This is a genomic window from Thermanaerosceptrum fracticalcis (genome assembly GCF_000746025.2).
Lineage (GTDB): Bacteria > Bacillota > Peptococcia > DRI-13 > DRI-13 > Thermanaerosceptrum > Thermanaerosceptrum fracticalcis.
Map to the genome: position 1 here is coordinate 1,090,678 of NZ_CP045798.1, position 17,517 is coordinate 1,108,194.

General features: G+C 42.7%; 32 protein-coding genes, 7 tRNA genes and 1 pseudogene. 7 read left to right on the plus strand and 33 right to left on the minus strand.

Going from position 1 to position 17,517, the window contains the following annotated elements; genetic code table 11:
- Nucleotides 1-6 precede the first annotated feature (6 nt).
- The 23 genes and pseudogenes from BR63_RS05715 to BR63_RS05815 form a co-directional block, all read right to left on the minus strand.
- Entirely contained in the window at nt 7-285 is a 279-nt protein-coding gene (locus BR63_RS05715) for a hypothetical protein (RefSeq protein WP_034424673.1), read from the minus strand.
- 67 nt (nt 286-352) lie between these two features.
- Entirely contained in the window at nt 353-880 is a 528-nt protein-coding gene (locus tag BR63_RS05720) for a hypothetical protein (protein WP_034424671.1), read from the minus strand.
- A 21-nt stretch (nt 881-901) separates the two neighbouring features.
- A complete protein-coding gene (locus tag BR63_RS05725) occupies nt 902-1,060 on the minus strand; it encodes a hypothetical protein (protein WP_153802159.1) in 159 nt (52 codons plus the stop codon).
- A gap of 13 nt (nt 1,061-1,073) precedes the next feature.
- Nucleotides 1,074-1,202 carry a hypothetical protein gene (locus BR63_RS19730; protein ID WP_276568955.1) on the minus strand — a complete coding sequence of 43 codons (129 nt, stop codon included), beginning with the start codon at nt 1,200-1,202 and terminating at the stop codon, nt 1,074-1,076.
- A gap of 18 nt (nt 1,203-1,220) precedes the next feature.
- Nucleotides 1,221-1,574, minus strand: coding sequence for a hypothetical protein (locus BR63_RS05730; protein ID WP_034424669.1), 354 nt, complete (start codon nt 1,572-1,574; stop codon nt 1,221-1,223).
- A gap of 7 nt (nt 1,575-1,581) precedes the next feature.
- Nucleotides 1,582-1,968: pseudogene (locus BR63_RS05735) on the minus strand (DUF1064 domain-containing protein).
- Nucleotides 1,968-2,258 carry a pyrophosphohydrolase domain-containing protein gene (locus BR63_RS05740; RefSeq protein WP_034424667.1) on the minus strand — a complete coding sequence of 97 codons (291 nt, stop codon included), beginning with the start codon at nt 2,256-2,258 and terminating at the stop codon, nt 1,968-1,970. The pseudogene BR63_RS05735 and the gene BR63_RS05740 overlap by 1 nt, the downstream one beginning before the upstream one ends.
- 14 nt (nt 2,259-2,272) lie before the next feature.
- A complete protein-coding gene (locus BR63_RS05745) occupies nt 2,273-2,659 on the minus strand; it encodes a single-stranded DNA-binding protein (RefSeq protein WP_034424665.1) in 387 nt (128 codons plus the stop codon).
- Complete coding sequence (dnaB, locus tag BR63_RS05750; RefSeq protein WP_051966124.1) at nt 2,649-3,965, minus strand: replicative DNA helicase; 1,317 nt, start codon at nt 3,963-3,965, stop codon at nt 2,649-2,651. Before dnaB ends, BR63_RS05745 begins: the two co-directional genes overlap by 11 nt.
- Nucleotides 3,943-4,776, minus strand: a complete 834-nt coding sequence (locus BR63_RS05755; RefSeq protein WP_051966123.1) for a hypothetical protein — start codon at nt 4,774-4,776, stop codon at nt 3,943-3,945. Before BR63_RS05755 ends, dnaB begins: the two co-directional genes overlap by 23 nt.
- 8 nt (nt 4,777-4,784) lie before the next feature.
- Complete coding sequence (locus BR63_RS05760) at nt 4,785-4,952, minus strand: hypothetical protein (protein WP_153802158.1); 168 nt, start codon at nt 4,950-4,952, stop codon at nt 4,785-4,787.
- A gap of 155 nt (nt 4,953-5,107) precedes the next feature.
- Nucleotides 5,108-5,536: a hypothetical protein gene (locus BR63_RS05765; RefSeq protein ID WP_187142844.1), complete on the minus strand. Its 429-nt coding sequence runs from the start codon at nt 5,534-5,536 to the stop codon at nt 5,108-5,110.
- A 65-nt stretch (nt 5,537-5,601) separates the two neighbouring features.
- Complete coding sequence (locus BR63_RS05770; RefSeq protein ID WP_081908220.1) at nt 5,602-5,763, minus strand: aspartyl-phosphate phosphatase Spo0E family protein; 162 nt, start codon at nt 5,761-5,763, stop codon at nt 5,602-5,604.
- Nucleotides 5,764-5,782: 19 nt separating this feature from the next.
- Nucleotides 5,783-6,256 (minus strand): hypothetical protein, encoded by a 474-nt coding sequence (locus tag BR63_RS05775; protein ID WP_051965968.1) that lies wholly within the window; start codon nt 6,254-6,256, stop codon nt 5,783-5,785.
- Between the two features lie 83 nt (nt 6,257-6,339).
- The gene (locus BR63_RS05780; protein ID WP_051965966.1) at nt 6,340-7,086 is read right to left on the minus strand and encodes a hypothetical protein; all 747 of its coding nucleotides are present in this window, start codon (nt 7,084-7,086) and stop codon (nt 6,340-6,342) included.
- A complete protein-coding gene (locus BR63_RS05785) occupies nt 7,083-7,646 on the minus strand; it encodes a host-nuclease inhibitor Gam family protein (protein WP_034423637.1) in 564 nt (187 codons plus the stop codon). The genes BR63_RS05780 and BR63_RS05785 overlap by 4 nt, the downstream gene beginning before the upstream one ends.
- 12 nt (nt 7,647-7,658) lie before the next feature.
- Nucleotides 7,659-7,949, minus strand: coding sequence for a hypothetical protein (locus BR63_RS05790; RefSeq protein WP_034423635.1), 291 nt, complete (start codon nt 7,947-7,949; stop codon nt 7,659-7,661).
- Entirely contained in the window at nt 7,946-8,074 is a 129-nt protein-coding gene (locus tag BR63_RS19965; protein ID WP_153802129.1) for a hypothetical protein, read from the minus strand. The genes BR63_RS05790 and BR63_RS19965 overlap by 4 nt, the downstream gene beginning before the upstream one ends.
- 332 nt (nt 8,075-8,406) lie before the next feature.
- Nucleotides 8,407-8,955 (minus strand): helix-turn-helix domain-containing protein, encoded by a 549-nt coding sequence (locus BR63_RS05795; protein ID WP_051965964.1) that lies wholly within the window; start codon nt 8,953-8,955, stop codon nt 8,407-8,409.
- Between the two features lie 133 nt (nt 8,956-9,088).
- Nucleotides 9,089-9,271, minus strand: a complete 183-nt coding sequence (locus tag BR63_RS05800) for a hypothetical protein (RefSeq protein WP_034423633.1) — start codon at nt 9,269-9,271, stop codon at nt 9,089-9,091.
- Nucleotides 9,272-9,464: 193 nt separating this feature from the next.
- Entirely contained in the window at nt 9,465-9,734 is a 270-nt protein-coding gene (locus BR63_RS05805) for a hypothetical protein (protein WP_034423632.1), read from the minus strand.
- 35 nt (nt 9,735-9,769) lie between these two features.
- Nucleotides 9,770-9,967 carry a hypothetical protein gene (locus tag BR63_RS05810; RefSeq protein WP_034423630.1) on the minus strand — a complete coding sequence of 66 codons (198 nt, stop codon included), beginning with the start codon at nt 9,965-9,967 and terminating at the stop codon, nt 9,770-9,772.
- Between the two features lie 67 nt (nt 9,968-10,034).
- A complete protein-coding gene (locus tag BR63_RS05815; RefSeq protein ID WP_034423627.1) occupies nt 10,035-10,373 on the minus strand; it encodes a MerR family transcriptional regulator in 339 nt (112 codons plus the stop codon).
- A 121-nt stretch (nt 10,374-10,494) separates the two neighbouring features.
- Here BR63_RS05815 and BR63_RS05820 point away from each other — a divergent pair, with 121 nt between their 5' ends.
- Nucleotides 10,495-10,719, plus strand: a complete 225-nt coding sequence (locus BR63_RS05820; protein WP_034423625.1) for a hypothetical protein — start codon at nt 10,495-10,497, stop codon at nt 10,717-10,719.
- Here BR63_RS05820 and BR63_RS19970 read toward each other — a convergent pair.
- Nucleotides 10,716-10,859, minus strand: coding sequence for a double zinc ribbon domain-containing protein (locus tag BR63_RS19970; protein WP_081908219.1), 144 nt, complete (start codon nt 10,857-10,859; stop codon nt 10,716-10,718). The genes BR63_RS05820 and BR63_RS19970 overlap by 4 nt on opposite strands.
- A gap of 15 nt (nt 10,860-10,874) precedes the next feature.
- Nucleotides 10,875-11,132 (minus strand): helix-turn-helix transcriptional regulator, encoded by a 258-nt coding sequence (locus BR63_RS05830; RefSeq protein WP_243270070.1) that lies wholly within the window; start codon nt 11,130-11,132, stop codon nt 10,875-10,877.
- Between the two features lie 151 nt (nt 11,133-11,283).
- Between BR63_RS05830 and BR63_RS05835 the strand changes: the two genes are divergently transcribed.
- The 4 genes from BR63_RS05835 (at nt 11,284) to BR63_RS05850 (ending at nt 13,690) form a co-directional block, all read left to right on the plus strand.
- Nucleotides 11,284-11,679, plus strand: a complete 396-nt coding sequence (locus BR63_RS05835; RefSeq protein WP_034423623.1) for a helix-turn-helix domain-containing protein — start codon at nt 11,284-11,286, stop codon at nt 11,677-11,679.
- Between the two features lie 2 nt (nt 11,680-11,681).
- Nucleotides 11,682-12,005: a hypothetical protein gene (locus BR63_RS05840; RefSeq protein WP_034423621.1), complete on the plus strand. Its 324-nt coding sequence runs from the start codon at nt 11,682-11,684 to the stop codon at nt 12,003-12,005.
- A 10-nt stretch (nt 12,006-12,015) separates the two neighbouring features.
- Nucleotides 12,016-12,477, plus strand: a complete 462-nt coding sequence (locus BR63_RS05845; RefSeq protein ID WP_034423619.1) for an ImmA/IrrE family metallo-endopeptidase — start codon at nt 12,016-12,018, stop codon at nt 12,475-12,477.
- A gap of 130 nt (nt 12,478-12,607) precedes the next feature.
- On the plus strand, nt 12,608-13,690 hold the full coding sequence (locus tag BR63_RS05850; protein WP_034423617.1) for a beta family protein: 1,083 nt from the start codon (nt 12,608-12,610) through the stop codon (nt 13,688-13,690).
- On the opposite strand, the gene BR63_RS05855 is transcribed toward BR63_RS05850, so the two are convergent.
- Complete coding sequence (locus BR63_RS05855; RefSeq protein ID WP_034423615.1) at nt 13,659-14,234, minus strand: sce7726 family protein; 576 nt, start codon at nt 14,232-14,234, stop codon at nt 13,659-13,661. The genes BR63_RS05850 and BR63_RS05855 overlap by 32 nt on opposite strands.
- Nucleotides 14,235-14,557: 323 nt before the next feature.
- Here BR63_RS05855 and BR63_RS05860 point away from each other — a divergent pair, with 323 nt between their 5' ends.
- Entirely contained in the window at nt 14,558-15,733 is a 1,176-nt protein-coding gene (locus BR63_RS05860) for a tyrosine-type recombinase/integrase (protein ID WP_034423614.1), read from the plus strand.
- 99 nt (nt 15,734-15,832) lie between these two features.
- Here the strand turns inward: BR63_RS05860 and BR63_RS05865 are convergent.
- The 7 genes from BR63_RS05865 to BR63_RS05895 all read right to left on the minus strand — a co-directional run bounded on the left by BR63_RS05865 (nt 15,833) and on the right by BR63_RS05895 (nt 16,679).
- Nucleotides 15,833-15,919 (minus strand) — tRNA-Leu (locus tag BR63_RS05865).
- A 109-nt stretch (nt 15,920-16,028) separates the two neighbouring features.
- A tRNA-Gln gene (locus BR63_RS05870) sits at nt 16,029-16,104 on the minus strand.
- A gap of 4 nt (nt 16,105-16,108) precedes the next feature.
- A tRNA-Tyr gene (locus tag BR63_RS05875) sits at nt 16,109-16,194 on the minus strand.
- Between the two features lie 99 nt (nt 16,195-16,293).
- Nucleotides 16,294-16,369 (minus strand) — tRNA-Thr (locus BR63_RS05880).
- Nucleotides 16,370-16,374: 5 nt separating this feature from the next.
- A tRNA-Asp gene (locus BR63_RS05885) sits at nt 16,375-16,451 on the minus strand.
- A 58-nt stretch (nt 16,452-16,509) separates the two neighbouring features.
- A tRNA-Glu gene (locus BR63_RS05890) sits at nt 16,510-16,584 on the minus strand.
- A gap of 18 nt (nt 16,585-16,602) precedes the next feature.
- Nucleotides 16,603-16,679, minus strand: a tRNA-Pro gene (locus tag BR63_RS05895).
- A gap of 156 nt (nt 16,680-16,835) precedes the next feature.
- Here BR63_RS05895 and BR63_RS05900 point away from each other — a divergent pair.
- Entirely contained in the window at nt 16,836-17,492 is a 657-nt protein-coding gene (locus tag BR63_RS05900; RefSeq protein WP_034423613.1) for a hypothetical protein, read from the plus strand.
- Nucleotides 17,493-17,517 lie beyond the last annotated feature (25 nt).

Here is a 17,517-nt window from a genome sequence, read left to right on the forward strand (position 1 = left end):
TTAACATCATAGGTACTGCATTTCCATGATTGGCTTAGCACCTCTCATAGGTTTTTCCGAAAAGTATAAAATGGACCACCCTTTAAATCGGGGAATAATTTTGTAATAACCTTTGCGTGCCACTCTATATTCTTCAGGTACTTCCATATCACATTCTGTTTTTAAGAAATCAACCGCAACCCTTTTAAACTGTTCCATATCGTGGTGTCCTTCAATATAGCATCCCAATATTTCATCTTCAGTTCGCAGAACGCACATTTTTCTGTACATTTCATCATTAGTCACATTGCTCACTCCTTGTTTTTGCTATATCACAGTTATGTATGTCACACTTTTTCACAAACATTCCCTCCTATGCCCGGATTCGCAGAAACTCATAGAACGTCAGCAGTATCTTTTCCCTCTTCCTTCTGACTGTGGCTTCATCACAATTGAGAGCAATACCTACTTGGATATTACTCCGCCCGTAGGCGTAACACTGCTCGAATATTTTTCTCTCAAAATCATCCAGGTGGTTTTCCGCAATATAATCTATCCAGTCATTTGAAAACCTTATCTTAAAAATTCGTTGGGATAATTGTGCCTGCTTTTGTCTCAGTTCTTTAATACGTTGAATTAAGGATATTTGTGTCATTTCATATAACTGCAATGTTCTTTCAACTGGAGTAAATTCACATGAACCTCCACCAGCTACACCTAGCGTAAAAGATAGTTGAGTCGGGGAAGGAATAAGGTCCTCTTTTTCGGCTAAGATTGTCCGGCATCTTTTTATTTCTTTTTCTACAAGTTCGAGCCCACGCTCTAAGCCCCAGAGTTTTTGCTTACTCTTCCAGTATTCTCGAAGTGTCCGTTCAAGTTTTTCCTTAGCCTCTTGATTCACTTCTCCTTCCCCCTCTCCTTTCTAAATCACAATAATCTCACAGTGCATGTACCGCCATATCTCATCTATCCTGTTATAGCCTTCGCCAGTGGCTATATTGATCTGGCATATGGGGGTCTTAAATTGCTCCTCCGTGTACTCTATATCCCGCCGGCGGATGTTGTACTCAATCGCATTCATGCTTATACCTCCGCTATTTCAGTCCCGGGTAACGTATATTAACCAGTCGCCTCATGGCTTCTTTCTGCCTTTGTGTCCTGGCGGCAATCTTCACTATAGCTACAAGGACTATCGCCGCCACCATTATACCGATGTAGAACATGTTTCACTCCTCCACTTCTCAACCAGTCGCCTTTATTTCAAAATATTTTAAAACCATATTGCCTACATCACGAAAAATTTTGTATATTTCATATTTCCCGCAAGAATTTAAAAATCTATTTGTCAATTCATCAGCTTCATAATCAGTAAAATAATTGTCTAATAAAACTGTTACTGCTCCTTTTATTTTTTCTCTCCCATACTCACGATAAATCTTTTCGTACCGCTCACTTAAAATAGCAATTCTGTTTTTAAGTTCACAATCAATCTTTTCATCTTCAAATGTCTCAAAAAGTTCTTCAATTTCCCAAAGCAATCTATCCCCAAAGAGAGTACTTTCAAGATCATCGCTTTTAAACTTTTTAGCAGCCATTCAACTCTCACTCCTCCACAAACTCAATTTCCGGGTATTTAAACTTAAACAGTTTCTTTTTGATAGCATACTCTTTTGTTCGATATCCCTTGGTATCAATAATTTGCTGACGTCCGTCTGGATACATCACTCGAAAATCAGCTATATACTTAATTGGCCTTATCCATAATCCGTGAATATCGCGATACCCTGGCTGTAACTCAAACTCCGGTTGCAACTCAAAGTCTATTATTTACCCCGTCTTTTTTAAAAGCTTTAGCTCACAATATTTGTTTGCCTCTTTCTGGCTGTCGAAGGTAATTCCGTCAATTGTTACCTTTCTTGCCCGATACTTGCTAGACTTAGGCATCTCAATGCCCAGTTCTTTTGCCTGTTTCATGCTGAGTCTGGTCATTAGTATCTCTTCCCATGCAATCGTTCTCGAAGGGCGTTTTTATTCATCTTCTGGATAATTTCCCATTCCAGGTCAATCCCCAGTCCACCACACAAATCACAAACCCTGATAACAATATCAGCCATCTCCTCTGCAAAATTACCCCAGCGTCCCTTTCGGTCCGCCTCCAAGGCCTCGGATACCTCGCTATGTATTAAAGCAAGCAGGGTACCTATTTCCCGCCTCTCATCCCAGAAGCCTTTCTTTTTTGCGTTTTCATGTGCTTGTTTAACTAACTCGTTTATCGTCATTTCAAACATTCCCCCTAAAATGGAATATCATCATCGCTAAAAGGTACTTCTTTCCCGATCTGCTCTAAAGTAGATCCCTTCTCCCGCTTGTCCAAAAACCGCACATTCTCAGCTACCACTTCCGTTACCCAGCGGCGCTGTCCATCCTTACCATCATAAGTCCTTACCTGTAGGCGCCCATCGATAGCCACCAGGCTCCCTTTGCCGATATAATTAGCACAGTTTTCGGCCTGTTTTTGCCAAACTACGACGGGGATAAAATCCGCTTCCCTTTCCCCCTCTTGATTGGCTCTGTTCCTGTTCACGGCCAGGGTGAAAGTTGCCACTGCCGTACCGCTTGGGGTATATCGCAATTCCGGGTCTTTCGTAAGGCGGCCGATTAGAATTACTCTATTGAGCATACTCAACTCCTCCCGTCCTCTCTATTACCTGGGCTTCCTGGACCCATGTTTCGTAAAAACGCATAATTTTTGCATCGTACTTACAGGGAATAGCCCCTATCGGCCCATTACGATGTTTTGCAAGTATAATCTCCGCATCTTGCTTCTCCCGGTCTGGTCTATGTAAAAGCATGATTATATCTGCATCCTGCTCAAGGGCACCTGATTCTCGCAGTTCAGACATACCTGGCTTCTTATCTGCTTTCGATTCGGAGGCCCTGTTCAACTGACTTAGCGCAATCACCGGCACTTGTAACTCCTTGGCCAGTAGTTTCAGTCCACGGGATATCTTTGTCACCTCCTGGGTCCGATTCTCGGCCTTTGCCTCCATGAGCTGCAGATAGTCGATAATTATAAGGCTCAGCCCCTTAGTATTTTTCAATCTCCTTGCTTTTGCCCGTATGTCGGCCACTGTTGTAGCGTACTCATCAAGGTAGATGGGGGCATTTGTCAGCTTCCCCAGATAGAATGAGAGTGTCTTTTCTTCCCCGGGGTCCAGCTCGCCAATTTTAAGTTTCTTCCCGTCGATTCCGGATAAGTTAATAAGCATTCTTTCTGCGATCTGCTCCTTGGACATTTCCAGTGTCACAAAGAACACCGGCTTTTTGTCCAGGGCATTTTTGGCAGCGATCTGTAGAGCAAAAGCGGTTTTTCCTACGCTTGGTCTGGCTGCGATGATCACGAAGTCAGTAGCTTGGATCCCTGACAGGTAACAGTCAAGGCCAGAGAGATGCGTCTTAATCCCTTTCGGGTCACTCTTTTTCCGAGACATAATCTCGTCAAAGTGATAGTTCAGTACCTCCCGGGCGGAGACTATTTTCCCGGTCTGGTCTTGATTCAGGGAAAGCATCTGGTCCTCTATCTCGCTTTTGAATTGCGCAAGGTTCTCGTAGTCTTTTTCATAGCATCGGTTTACAAAGGTCGATGATACTGAGATAAAGCGTCTCAAGTATGCATTGTCCTTCACGATCTGCATGTGCCGCTGTAGATCATCGCTCGCATAGAAGTTGGCTATTTCTACGATCTTGGCTAACTCCACCTTAGCCCCTGTCCGGCGCACTTCTTCCGAGAGATTGACCATATCTACGGTTACATGCTCCTCGCAAAGCTTTAGCATGGCCTTATAAATCTCGCGGTGGGTATAGTTAAAAAAATCCTCAGGCTTGAGATTAGCCGCTACCTCGATGATGGCATCTTCTTTGACCAGGCATGCGGCTAATACGCTTTTTTCCGCTTCTTGGTTGTTAGGAGGTATCCGCTCTGGCATTCTCTAATGCCTCCCTTGCAAGTCGTTCCTGTTTACGCCTCCAAAGTTCGATTACTTCATCCTTGACTGGAGGACTACTTTCCCTCTGCGCCGGGGGCTCCCCATATCCACAGTCCTCTTGCTCGTCCTTAGGCACATATTCCATAAAAGGCGTATTAGGGCCCAAAAACGTCTTGGGATGTTTTATATACTGCTCTTCAGTGTTTTTGCGCTTGCATTCGGCCGCGTAATTTTTGGCAGCCATGATCATATCCTCTGGACTAACCCCCTCTTTAAGACGGGTATTCCAGCACTTATAAGCTCCTTTTTTCTCGACTTTCCGTGGATAGTGAGACCAAAATGTTTCAAACTCAGGCGAATAAGCATCGTTTTGCACCGTATTAATTCGATTACGTATACGATTACGATTACGTATATCGGTGACAACTGCTTTCTCCTGATTTCCATTGATATCAATTGATATCAATTGTGAGCCTTCGTCATCAGGTCCTGGGTACTTGCTTTTTGTTGCTCTCACTTGCTGGTGGTCTCTCCAGGTAACCATCTCAAGATATGGTTTACCTTCAAATGTGTAAAGAACTATTAAGTTTTCTCTGACCAGAGACTGTAACCACTTTTCTATGGTTTCAATTGATATCTGATCAACTTTCCAGGGGAAACACATTGCTCTAAGTACCTGCGGTCTGGCATCAAATCTCCCGAAGTCGTCACATTTAGTGATAAGGCGGTAAAAAAACACCTCTTCTTCGGGAGTAAGATTATTGATGTTCTCACTGGTGCAGATACTCTCTTTAATAGTTCTATTCGGCATTTAACCACCTACTTTACAGATTTTTCAAGTTCCAACAACTCTTTATGAAGTTCAGAATAAAGCTCCTCAAGCAATTCATTCCTCTTTGTGAGGACCTCAATCATGTGATAGTTTTCATTCCGGGCATTCAGAATCTTTTGCATATGTGTAAGGAGTTCTTTTATCTGGGGATCCATATCACCATCTCTTTCAGAAAAGTAGAGTTATCCAAATTGGTCCGGTTATAATCAGTAAGATTAGCAAGGTTATAAAGATTCCGTCTGCTATATCTTCCATAATCATCCTCCGCGCATTTCCGCGATAATTTTCACTTAATCTTTGAAATGTGAAATTAGTTATTATTTCTTAAAGTTTTAACAGCTTCCTTAACAGCCTCATAATCGTAATAAATATTTCCATCACATCCGTAAAATTGTTCAAGTCCTTCATATCCCCATTCCCCGGGATTGGATACAATCGGATTTCCATCTGCATCCCCATGAATCGCAAACCCTTCGCAGATATGTATTTGTATTGTGTATTGTGGCGGAGGACATTCATAATCTTTGTGTTGACGTACACAGTCTAAAGCCGAATATCCAACTTCTTTGCCGTGTATACATATTTCACAAGGACAATCAGTACGGCTTATTGTGTAAACTCTATCACCTGGTCTACATGGTAATATCGCAACCCTACCTTTTGACTTGGCAATAGCTATGTCAACAAGTTCATTTATGGACATCCCTAATTCATTTAACACCTTTTCAACCTCGCTCATTTTTCTTATCTCATCCTTTCTTTCCTTCACATTATTTACAATTGCGCCTTATGCAGCACGAGCTATTACCCCGCCAGCCTCTTCTGCATTTCAACGACCAGCCTGTCTACCTTCCTGCTCATGGCCAGAACCCGGGGATCAGTGAGTCCATATTTCTCGCACATTTCCTCCAGCCGCCGGCGAAGGAGGCATAGGCGTTTGTGTAGAGCAAAAACATTATCACTCATTCTATTTCACCGTCCGCAGTCATGCTACGCCAAACAGCCTTAGCTGGGCACGCTCGCCTTGGATATACAACTTGACCTCATCACAAAGAACGTCAAGAGCATCAATGCATTCATCAGTTAGTAACTGATTCTCATCTGCTGGTTGATCGTTATAGGAGTCACTGGCCTTATGAGGCGTGTTAATATTAAGATCGGTGTTAGAATAGAATAGTTCCATCTGGGCGATGATGGTCGCCCCCATGACCTGTTTTTCTCCCCTGTAAGAGAACGATACACCACGGACTTTTATGCGACTTAGATAATCTTCAGGTAGCTCGCACATTTCGATAACGTGCGGTGCTAGGGCGTTTAAGGCCTCGTAAAACTCAGGACGTGCTTTTTCTGAGCAGGTAAATGAATACTCATCCCATGACCCTGTTTTACTCTGCTGATCATAAGAAACAGCAACCTTATCATCAGAGGTGATTTTCACCTTTTTGATTCGCATACTCATGCTATATACACAACCTTTCCGGTTAATTCTTTTCCCTCGAGAAGATTAACCCAGGGGACTACGGTAGCCCCCAGGGTTTTACATTAAGCACTTGCTTTCTCAGCAGCAATCTTTTCAATCTTTTCACAGATTTCGTTGTATTTGACTTTTTCTACCTCAGAGCTGCCCTTATATCCGTACTCTGACAATACCTGTCGTACAATATCTTGATCACCTTTAGCAAGAGCAAACATTCTTTTTGCCTGGCTGGAAGTGATGGTGCCGGACTGGTCAGTAGCTACTCTCTGATTTTGTACACTCTCTTGAATCGGTGTACCCTCAAGATCCATGTCCTCCAGGTCTTGGGTGAAAATGTCAGATAAACTGGCGACAAGGAGTGTAGCATCAATTAGTGCTCTTTTCTTTGCCATTTTCAGAACAGTATTATCCGCACCAAATGCATCCTGCTTAATATATTTCTTTTCCTTGGTATTGCAGCTGCCCAGGCCTTCTGTAATCAGGACATCACCTTTAAATAACTTGCACCTGACCTGGTACTGGAAAAATCCCTCCCGGAAATCCCGGGTACTATCCACAATCTCAAACTCAGAGCGGAGACCCATCAGCATTAGAATTTTTTCTGCTCCTGGTTTTAATAGCGTAGGTTTAGGGGTTCCCGGGATAATGCCGTAATCGTGATTCTGGCGTAAATTCTTTTGGACCAGGGCCTGGAATTGGTTAATCTTTGCCATGGTAGCCTGTACATGCTGAATGTTCACCTCATCAATGACAGAGAGAGATGTCACGGGTGGAGGAGTAGGTTGGGATATCTCATACTTTACCTGCGTCATAGGCTATCCACCTCCACACTGAATTTGTCTTCCCGTTCGATTACCAGGATACCGGGCACCATCTCACCGGTAGTGAGGTCTATTGCCTTATCCCCTTCTACCACTAACTGCTTCTTAAGCCCGGCCCAATCAAGTTTGGGCTCTTGCGGAATTAGCACTTCCGGTTTATTTTCCTTTGCCCAGGCCTTGATTAATGCGTCATCCCGTTGGAACTCAGGCTGTTGTTTTGTGAGTTTCAATTTGCCGTATGGGGTTTTCACAGTCTTAGCCTTCGGATCCTGCTGTATTAGGTTGCGGTGATATCCCTCGAGGGCACCTAAGAAGAAGCTGCGGCTTCTCTCGATTCCCTTAAATTCGTCTTGTAGCCAGGCATTAATACGGGCAATTTCTTCCTCTGCCACCTTCCTTATTTCCGCTTCCTTGGCAGCCAGGGCCCGGAGTTTCCGCATAGCCCAGGTGGCCTGCTCTAAATTGGTTATGCGGAAGGCCTCCCGCTGCTCTTCCTGGTCTTCCTGGGGAACCTGTATATCATCAAGGTCAAGTTTTAATAATGCGTCCATGGCTAAACCTCCTTACGCCAATTTTCTTTTGAGTACTGCATTGTACTCCCGTTCGGTTTCCAGCTCATCTTTCAACTGCTCAAGCTGCTGTTCAAGATTTAGGACCTTTTCTTCCAAGATGGAACGATGGTAGGAGTCATCGTACAAAGCAATCTCAAGCTGTCTTTCTAAGGCTTCTGCATCGTCCTCACTCAGGGTTAAAGTTATGCTTTCACCATTCACATCAAGTGTAATGTCAACTCTGTTACGAAAAGCACGAGCGTCTATACTAAGAAACTTGCCAGCCAGGTCTATATCTATCATGATTTAAATTGCCTCCTTTTTTGGGGCGCCGGAATAAGCGCGCCACATTTGTCACATTCCCAATGATTCACAGTATCCGCAGAAAACCATACCTTTCCGCAGTTTGGGCAGGTTCGCTTGTCCATAAGAACCTCCTTTAACTTGCTTTTCTTTTTCTTTTGATACGTCCATAAATCTGATCCGGACTCATGGCGTAAACCTCAGCAACTTGCGTACTGTCCGGATTAGCCTGGGGCTTTCATCAGACTGCATAAGCCGAAAAGCCAATTCTGGCGTAGCTGGGGTCAGTATGGCTATACAAAGAGCGTAGTAGTTTATCTTTAGGTTTGAACGAAGCAAATATTTCACCCCTCGAAAATGGGATTTTCTTATAATGATTGGCGACATCGGCTGCCGCCGATTGCTAGAGGGAGGGAATATTAGCTTGACGAAAATCCGTCATAATGCTAAAATTCCCTTAGGTTTTTTTGATTTGGCCGCATTCCTGCGGTCTTTTTCTTTTTTTGATATAACCACGAGCCCAACATTTTTGGTTATGCTGGTGTATTAATTCTGCAACATCGCACCAGCGGCCCAGGGCTATCTTAAATGTCTCAATGCAATGCTCCACATCAAAAAATTCCTGCAAATATGTTACAAAGGTATCCCACTCATCCGGCGTGAAGTCTTCACGTCGGTTTTTATTTATTGTCAGAATCATCATCCGCTGAAGAACTTCTTGTGCTTCGCTCATTTCCCCCATCAGCTTTAACAAAACACTGACCGGGTCCTGGTTAATATTGTTAAGAACTTCATAGCTATAAGCGGCTCCAATAGCACAATTCTCACGACAATAAATCTGGGTTAACCACGGCACTTTATATAACCTGCTCATCCCAAGGACCACATCAGGTGGGGGCATTGTTTTTCCTGATTCGTAATCAGCCAACGTCCTGCAGCCTATGTGCAAAGCATCAGCTGCAGCATCTCTGCTTATTCTAGCAGCTTCACGTGCAATTCTGTACATTCCTCTCACCTCCTTGGCATGTTTTAATTTAAGTAGAATCAGTTAAATAGAATCAGTTTGCATAGACCGCATAGATGCATAGGCTTTGAGAAGTTTATAGAAATGATAGTCCTTGGCCCTACATATGAAAGGTTTAAACATTAGTCGCTTCACCGGCTACCCTCTCTTTCTTTAAAATCTCCCGCTCAATTTGTTCCCGGAGTTCTCTCAATCTCGCATAATGTATCGGGTGAGCACTCCCGGGAAGCCCAGCGGCTGCGACGGCTAACGTAAGCAAATAGCCCGCCGCCTCCTTGTCTGGAATGTAAATTAGCAACTGCCGGCACCTCCTCGTTCTGTTCTTGCTCGAATCCCTTATCTCCACCACCTTTTCTATAAACGAGCAACCAATATCATCAGGACTATGCCGATTACCATAAAGCAAAAGGCAAAAGTATCTGATTCACGGCATTTCTCAACTAAGCCGTCGTGAATCGGTTTAGGTAATATCCACATGGGTACACCTCCTTTCACTCGTCCGCATCCTCAAGTTTTTTGAAAACGGCCTGGCATCTCTTGCACTGGTATTTAACTATGTGGTATGACCCCATAGGTTTAATTGGTGGCAGCAGCCGCCAATTTCTGGCCCCAAGGCCGCAAATCGGGCATTCGTCGCTAAACTGGCTTAACATCATTTTTACAGTCGGATTAGGGGTCTGGGCCCACACCTCCCTAGCGATTTGGATCTCGCTGGGTGTCGGGGTAAACCCTAAAGCCTTTGGATTGATTTGTATTGACATGAAAATCACTCCTTATGACAAATTGACCAACACTGTCACAGATGCCTGTTATATTTAAACTTAGAGTTGTTCCCTGTAAGCAGTATTGGTGTAACATCAAACAAACCTCCATCGCGCTCGTAATGCTCTGTCCAGGCTTCACCACCCTTGGTCTTCAACAACCTTTTAGCCTCACTAACAGTAACCACTTCCGGCTCTTGTTCAGGTCTCTCGCGATAATATGAGATGCGCACTTTCAGCCCTCCTTTCATCCAGTTTTAGCTTCGGGTTTTGGGCTATAACGCAAGGCCTTCTAAGCAACTAAACTGCACTATTTTTATTCCCTGGGCTCCATCCGGGAGTAATAACTTCGTACACCTTCGTACAGTGTTGTTGTCGGGCAGGTGTTTTCTTATGTGCTTTTGTTTGCGTTCTCCCAGATGGGATGAATTGAACACCAGCATTTGCCCTCTTACACTCTATCCATTTGTCCAGTTCCTGTTCATCAATTTTCCAACGGCCACAGATGAAATATGCTGGAAATGTCGGATCCGTGGCTATTATCTTTCTGATGCATGTGTCTCCCATATCAAGCTTTTCCCGGGCTTTTTTAAGAGAAATCATCTGGCGTCCGATGGTAGTTCTTCTATCCAGCGTCATTTTCACCCCTCCCCTATCCCACTCTGGACTGAGTTGACTCTGATAACTTAATACAGGATTTACCACCGCTCTGTCGAATTAGATAGTTGTCTAGGCTATCCGTATTGAAGGAGGTGGTATCTTGGAAGGCAGAACCGACATGTGTCTCAAATGCCAGAACAAAGAGTTTTCCGATTATGCAAAGTTTTGCAAAATGTGTGGGACACCGCTATTAAACACCTGTACTGATGAAAAATGTGCCAAAGTTAATATTCCGGATGCATGGCACTGTGAGTATTGCGGAGCTCCTACTCTGTTTGGCTCCAATGGGTTGCTTGCAGAGTACGAAAACAGTTTTGGTGACTAATCGCATTTATCTGTCGGGCAACTTCCAGGTTGCCCATTTTTCTTCCAGCACCTCGGGCATATCTCGTTTAGCTTAGTTCCGCAGTATTCACAGAAATTAGCGTCTTCCACGTTTGATAAGCCGCAGTTCTTACAAAACATTCCTCCCCCCTCCTTTCATCCCGCTTTGGCTTCGGGCAACGTTCTCGTTTCGTGAACATCGTCGTCAAAAAAAAGTTCATCTACAGTACAACTGTAGAAATTAGCTATCTTTTTCTGGACTTCTCTCCGGGGATTTCTCCTGTAACCTGCCTCAATCATTGCATAAGAACTCAAAGGCATTTCAAGCTTTGTAGCCACTTCCGCTTGTGTAAGTCCCATTTCTTCCCTTAATTTCTTCATTTTTTTATTAGGTACAGGTTGCAACTTTATCACCTCACTTTTCTCACCAAACGTGAACATTGATTAATTATAATTATACTCACGTTTAGTGAACAGTCAATAGATTTTTAGTAAAAATATTACTTATCGTGAACTTTGTTTTTATAAATCACGTATCGTGATATTATTTAATAGAGGTGGTGTTATGCCAAGTTTTGGTGAAAGATTATCAGAACTAAGAAAAGAAAAAGGATTATCCCAGCAAGAATTAGCTGACCTGTTTGAAGTTTCAAAAAGTGCCATAGCAATGTATGAAACAGATCGTAGAGAACCAGATAATGAAACATTAAAAAAGTTCGCTACTTTTTTTGACGTATCAACCGATTATCTTCTTGGCCGTACAGACGAGCGCCGGCCAGCTGAGCAAATCATAGAAGATGTTCTCCCAATCACCGACCCCCTTCTCGATGACCTGCTAAAGAAGGTCCCGGACCTAACTGATGAGGAAAAGGAATCCTTGGCCGAACACATGCAGTTTGCTCTCAAAATTATTGAGAAGGAACGCCAGAAACGGGCTCAACAGAAGAAGGATGGTGAATGATAATGGAAGATGTTTTAAAGCAAATCCTGGACAAGCTAAATTCGTTAGAACAAGGTCAAGAGAGATTGAGTAAAGATGTTGCATTTCTAAAACAGGATCAACAGGAAATGCGGAATGATATTACGGAACTAAAACAAGGACAATCCAAACTAGAACAATACCTTGTACGCATCGAGCAAAACCACGGTGAAAAGCTCTCTGCCCTCTTTGACGCCAGGGAAGTACAGACCGATGTTAACGAAAAAATACTCTCTACCCTGGGCCGTATCGAAGCTAAGGTAGATGTCTTACAAATGGAGACAGCTCACATCAGAAGAATAAAATAAGGTGGTCATCATGAACATTGCTATAAAAAAAGCCCTGGAGGTATTAGAACTCCACGGGCTTTTGGATTCTTATATAGATTTTCAACAATTATCGACCATTCTAGACAAAGAAAACATAATATTCTATACCTTTCCTTTTCAAGGAAGGCTCAAAGAAAGGTACATAGCAACAAACGATGAGATAACTCAAATCGCTGTTAAAGAAAGTATAGATATTGCCCAAGAAAAACATATGATTGCCCATGCCCTGGGTCATCATTTCCTCCATCGGGGGAACTATGCACATATTGACGGCATCGTTCAGGACAAGCAGGAGAATCAGGCCGAAGATTTTGCCGCAGTTCTCCTGGTGCCACCATCAATTTTAAAGAAATTTCGTCCCACCTGGTCATTTCAAATCGCTGAGGAATGCAATATACCTTTAAGTCTGGCAGAAAGGCGGATAAGAATTCTTGAGGCAATCGGTATCTAGGAGGAAGATGATGGAAATATCTTTGATCCTCAGACATATTAAAATCGTTTCCGCAAACTCTTTACGATGACAATAAAATTAATATCGGCGAGAGCGTTATGGAAATTCAATAACAGGGAGGTATTAATTGATGTTTGACCAGAAACATTATGTTCCGGTATTAAAATGGAAGAGGGGTGAACAAATAGCTCTTAAACAGCTTGACGCATCAAGCCGGGAATCCCTTACGCCTTTAATTGAATTGGTTCCTGTTCCCTACGACTATGTCAATGAAAGACCAGCGAAATCAATTGATGACCATCTTAATGGTATCGGGGAAGAGTTATTGAACGCATGGGGGGAAAAACGCCCTGTATTCATCGATCCATATTGGATTGACCAATCTGAGAGAATGTCAAATGGACTTCATCCGTTCTACTTCATCTTGGAAGATATCCGTAGAAACAAAATGAAAGCTATACCTGTAACTGGAACCTCTCGTGACAAAGACTATCAGCAAGAAGTAATAAAAGCCCATAAAAAAGACGGTTTAGGCGTATGTTTAAGACTTGAGGACGAAGACTTTTTAGATGTTAAAGGGGCTATAATAGATTTAATAAAACTATTGAAGGTCACACCAGCTGAGACCGATATTATCATTGATTTAAGAAGCATATCTACAAACGACGACAGCAAGAATGCAATTTTCGCACTAACTCTTCTAAAAGACTTACCGTCTATTATGGATTGGCGTACATTAACAATTTGTGCGTCAGCGTTCCCCGAAACACTATCTGAAATACCCGCTAATAGTATAGGGATAATACCAAGATCGGAATGGGGTGTTTGGAAAATACTCAAAGGTAAAGAACATTTATTCAAGAGAATGCCGACATTTGGGGATTACGCAATAGCACATCCGGAGTATGTTGATATCGACCCAAGAATAATGCGGATGAGCGGCAATATTAGATATACCACAGAAAACTCTTGGCTCGTAGTAAAAGGGGTACAAGTCAAAAAGAACACCTGGGATCAAATGCACGGCTTGTCAGCCCAATTAGTCAATCACCCAAGTTTCTGCGGCAAGGGCTTTAGCTGGGGGGATGAATACGTCTTCAATTGTTCTAACAGAGACTGTTCAAGTGGAAATGCAGAAACTTGGCGACGGGTCGGAACAAACCATCATCTAACCTACGTTACTAAACAGATCTCCAATTTTTTCTCTTCTTAAGTTGATTCCTAACATGAAACTTCAACTCCTCCAAAGGAACACAATCTACTAGTCTATTCCATATATCTCTCCTCGGTTTACTTATAAATCCCCTTTCTGCCCCATAAACCTTAAGTAATTCCAAAGCCTCATCTCGCCACAATAATTGTACCAAGGAGTGTGGATCGATATCTGGGTTCTGTTTACCATTCCTTATCGTACTTAATATTATTGTTTTGGTATCACTCATTTCCGCCTGCTGTACCCCCCACCAGGGGGGTGTCATCTTTAAGATTCGATCAATGTGGCATTGCCCAGTTATTATTGTTATATTGTCTAAAATTTTGTTATATATATCAATCTGATTCGGCAGTCTTTCTAATGTATCGCTCTCGCTTTTGATCTCGTAGCCGTGTATGGCGCCATTTATTACTGCAACATCAACTCTTGCGTCTCCTTGACATAGCCCGAGCTCATCAATGATTAATGTATTTGGATCATCTGAGAATTCCTCTGATAATATAGAATGCAAGCTCATACGTATATCAATGTCTCGGGTTTTCATAAACATCTCCATCCTTTTAAACAAAGAGATTAACCTTGGTTTTTATTGTATTCTGCTTGTCCTTTTTTCAGACGCTATTCCTTTGGTAATTCTTCTCAATTGCCATTATATTTTTTGATTTGGTTAGTGTAAATAGGACTTTATTGTCCAGAAGAGCTTGAATAATTGTTCTAACCCAGATGGAAATCAACTTTATGGGGAAACAAATCATGGCAACTAGCAAGCGTACTATTTACTCTTATGAAATTATATGATTACCTAAACGCTACTTCAAGACAAAGCTAAAAGCCCGCCCGGCTGGTTTTCTTATAGGAGGTTCCTGCATGAAATACACAAGCAGAATAGACAAAATTGGCGAAAAACACTATCGAATAGTAATAAACCTGGGACGTGACCCCAAGACCGGTACTTACAAAAAAAAGCGAAAAGATGTTCATGTTTCAAGACCGGAAGCTGAAGCTATACTTCGGCAAATGTTGGACGAACTTGAAAATCCACCTAAGAAATACTCTGAACAATTAACAGCCGATTTTCTCATCAATTGGGTGGATACTATCGCTAAACCCGATCTTGAAAAGAATACATATGATAGTTACAGGTGGGAAATAGAAAAACATATCAATCCTTGTATTGGACACATACCTCTTTCCGAGCTTACCCCGCTCCACATTCAAACCTTTTACAGCTATAAAACAGAAGCCGGCCGACTTGATGGTAAAGGCGGCCTCTCAAACAGGTCGATCATATATATCGGCACAATTTTAAACCAGGCTCTCAATAAAGCTGTCGATTTGGAACTGATAGAAAAAAATCCCTGTGACAGCGTTAAGCCGCCCAGGGATAAAAATAAAAAACGCAAAAAAGAAGAAATGGTTATCCTTTCCAAAGAAGAGCTTAAAACCTTCCTAGAAAACACCAGGAAACACATAGACTGGCCTCTTATACATACTGCCGCTTATACTGGCATGAGGCAATCAGAGCTTTTAGGGCTGCGTAGAGAGGATATCCTCTGGAAAGAAAAGAAAATACGAGTAACAATGACATTGCACCGCCATGAAGACGGGAAATATGAGCATCGACCCCGGACCAAAAACGAAACAAGCACGCGAATAATACCTGTGACAAGAAGAGTTCTTGCAGTCCTGAGATGGCATTTATGGAAACAGTCACGCAAACTCAAGGGATTAAATGGTTCTTCCAAAAACAATGACCTAAGCAAAATTCTTGTTTTCCTGGATTCGCAAGGGAATCCAATAGATAGAAAAAATCTATCACATCGATTTTCAAACCTCGCTGCTAAATACGGCCATAAAGGCATGAGATTTCACGATCTCCGCCATACCCATGCAACAATCCTGCTAGCTGCTGGCGAAATGATTAATGCTGTGAGTGAAAGGCTCGGCCACGCTGACATACAGACTACCCTAAATATTTACGGACATGTTTTACCAAAAAAAGCTCTAGATACCGCCCAAAAATTTGAACAACTGTTGAGCTAAATTTTTTTAGCCTAAAATTAGCCCATTTTTAGCCCACAGTCTATTTTTTAGACCAAAAATGCAAAAATAAAAAAAGCCCCAAGGCCTTGATTTTATTGGTGGTGCGGCTGAAGAGACTTGAACTCCCACGGGCTTGCACCCACTAGAACCTGAATCTAGCGCGTCTGCCAATTCCGCCACAGCCGCATGTATATTGTTGCTAGTTGCTAGTTGATCGTCACTAGTATAATTATACACATAATTTATTTTTTGTCCACTAGTAACTATGAACTAGTGACTAGAAACTTTTTGAAGATGGCAGGGGCGGCAGGACTCGAACCTACGCATGACGGAGTCAAAGTCCGTTGCCTTACCAACTTGGCTACGCCCCTGTATTGGTGGAGGGGGTAGGATTCGAACCTACGAAGGCAGTGCCAGCAGATTTACAGTCTGCCCCCTTTGGCCAGCTCGGGAACCCCTCCATGTTGGATATTCGAGATTGGAAGTCCGATTAACGTGGCAAACCCGATGGGGTTTGCATCTAGTCGAACCTCTAATTTCGAAAATCGAATCTCGAAGAGTGGAGCCGACGATGGGACTCGAACCCGCAACCTGCTGATTACAAGTCAGCTGCTCTGCCAATTGAGCTACGTCGGCATGTATGGCGGAGCTGACGGGAGTCGAACCCGCGATCTCCTGCGTGACAGGCAGGCATGTTAGGCCACTACACCACAGCTCCTTATATAGTTGTTAGTTGCTAGTGGGTTTAGTCCACTAATAACTAGTACCTGCTTTTTTGGTGACCCGTACGGGATTCGAACCCGTGTTACAGCCTTGAAAGGGCCGTGTCTTAACCACTTGACCAACGGGCCATGATTATCCTCTTGACATGGTCGGGGCAGAGGGATTTGAACCCCCGACCCCCTGGTCCCAAACCAGGTGCGCTACCAAGCTGCGCTATGCCCCGTCTCGACGTGACGAATTATATTTTAACAAAATATCATATGGCGGTCAAGACTAATTACTAAGATAATTTTTTGGTAGTTACTGGAGAAAAAACTTGGCATATTTGTCCTTTTTCATAATAACATTTAATAGAATTCCCCACACTGAGGTGATTAATTTGAATCGCGATGACCGTCTTATTGAAAAAGCTATTTTATCACGTGTTGACCGTTTAGTCAACATATTAATCGAGTTAAGCCATACAAACGAACATCATAAAGGAACATTATTGGAGGAAGCGGTTAAAGTAATTGAAGAAATGAAACCCTTGCTTTTAGGCCTTGTAGACGGACAGGAGCAACATCTGGAGCCCATGTTAAGGCAGTTGATCTCACAAAAATTACCTAACGGTGTTATTATGAACAGTTTTGGCGACCTGCAAAAAGATTTAACCCGTATTTTAAATCTCGCCCTACGTCATGAAACCAGTGAGCAGCAGAACATCGTGGACAAAGTGGAACAACTCCACCAGCAGCAGTATAATCAATCTAAAACCGGTCACCCTGTAAAAAAGGAGAACCCCAAAGAACTGCTAGAACAGTTTCTCAAAAAAACATATCCTGATATGAAAATCGTTAAAGGCTATTATATACGCAGTTTATGCTTAGATTTCTACCTGCCCGAAAAGAAACTCGGCTTCATTCTTGTCTCGCCCCAGTATAGGAATAATAAAGTCCTGGAACATTTTCTAAAAAAGGAAGAAATAAAACTTATAGAGGTTTACCCCGCTGACCTGGAAAACAGCCGTTTACTGGCTCGTAAAATGCCAAAATAACAACTTAACTTTACTATAAGTACGC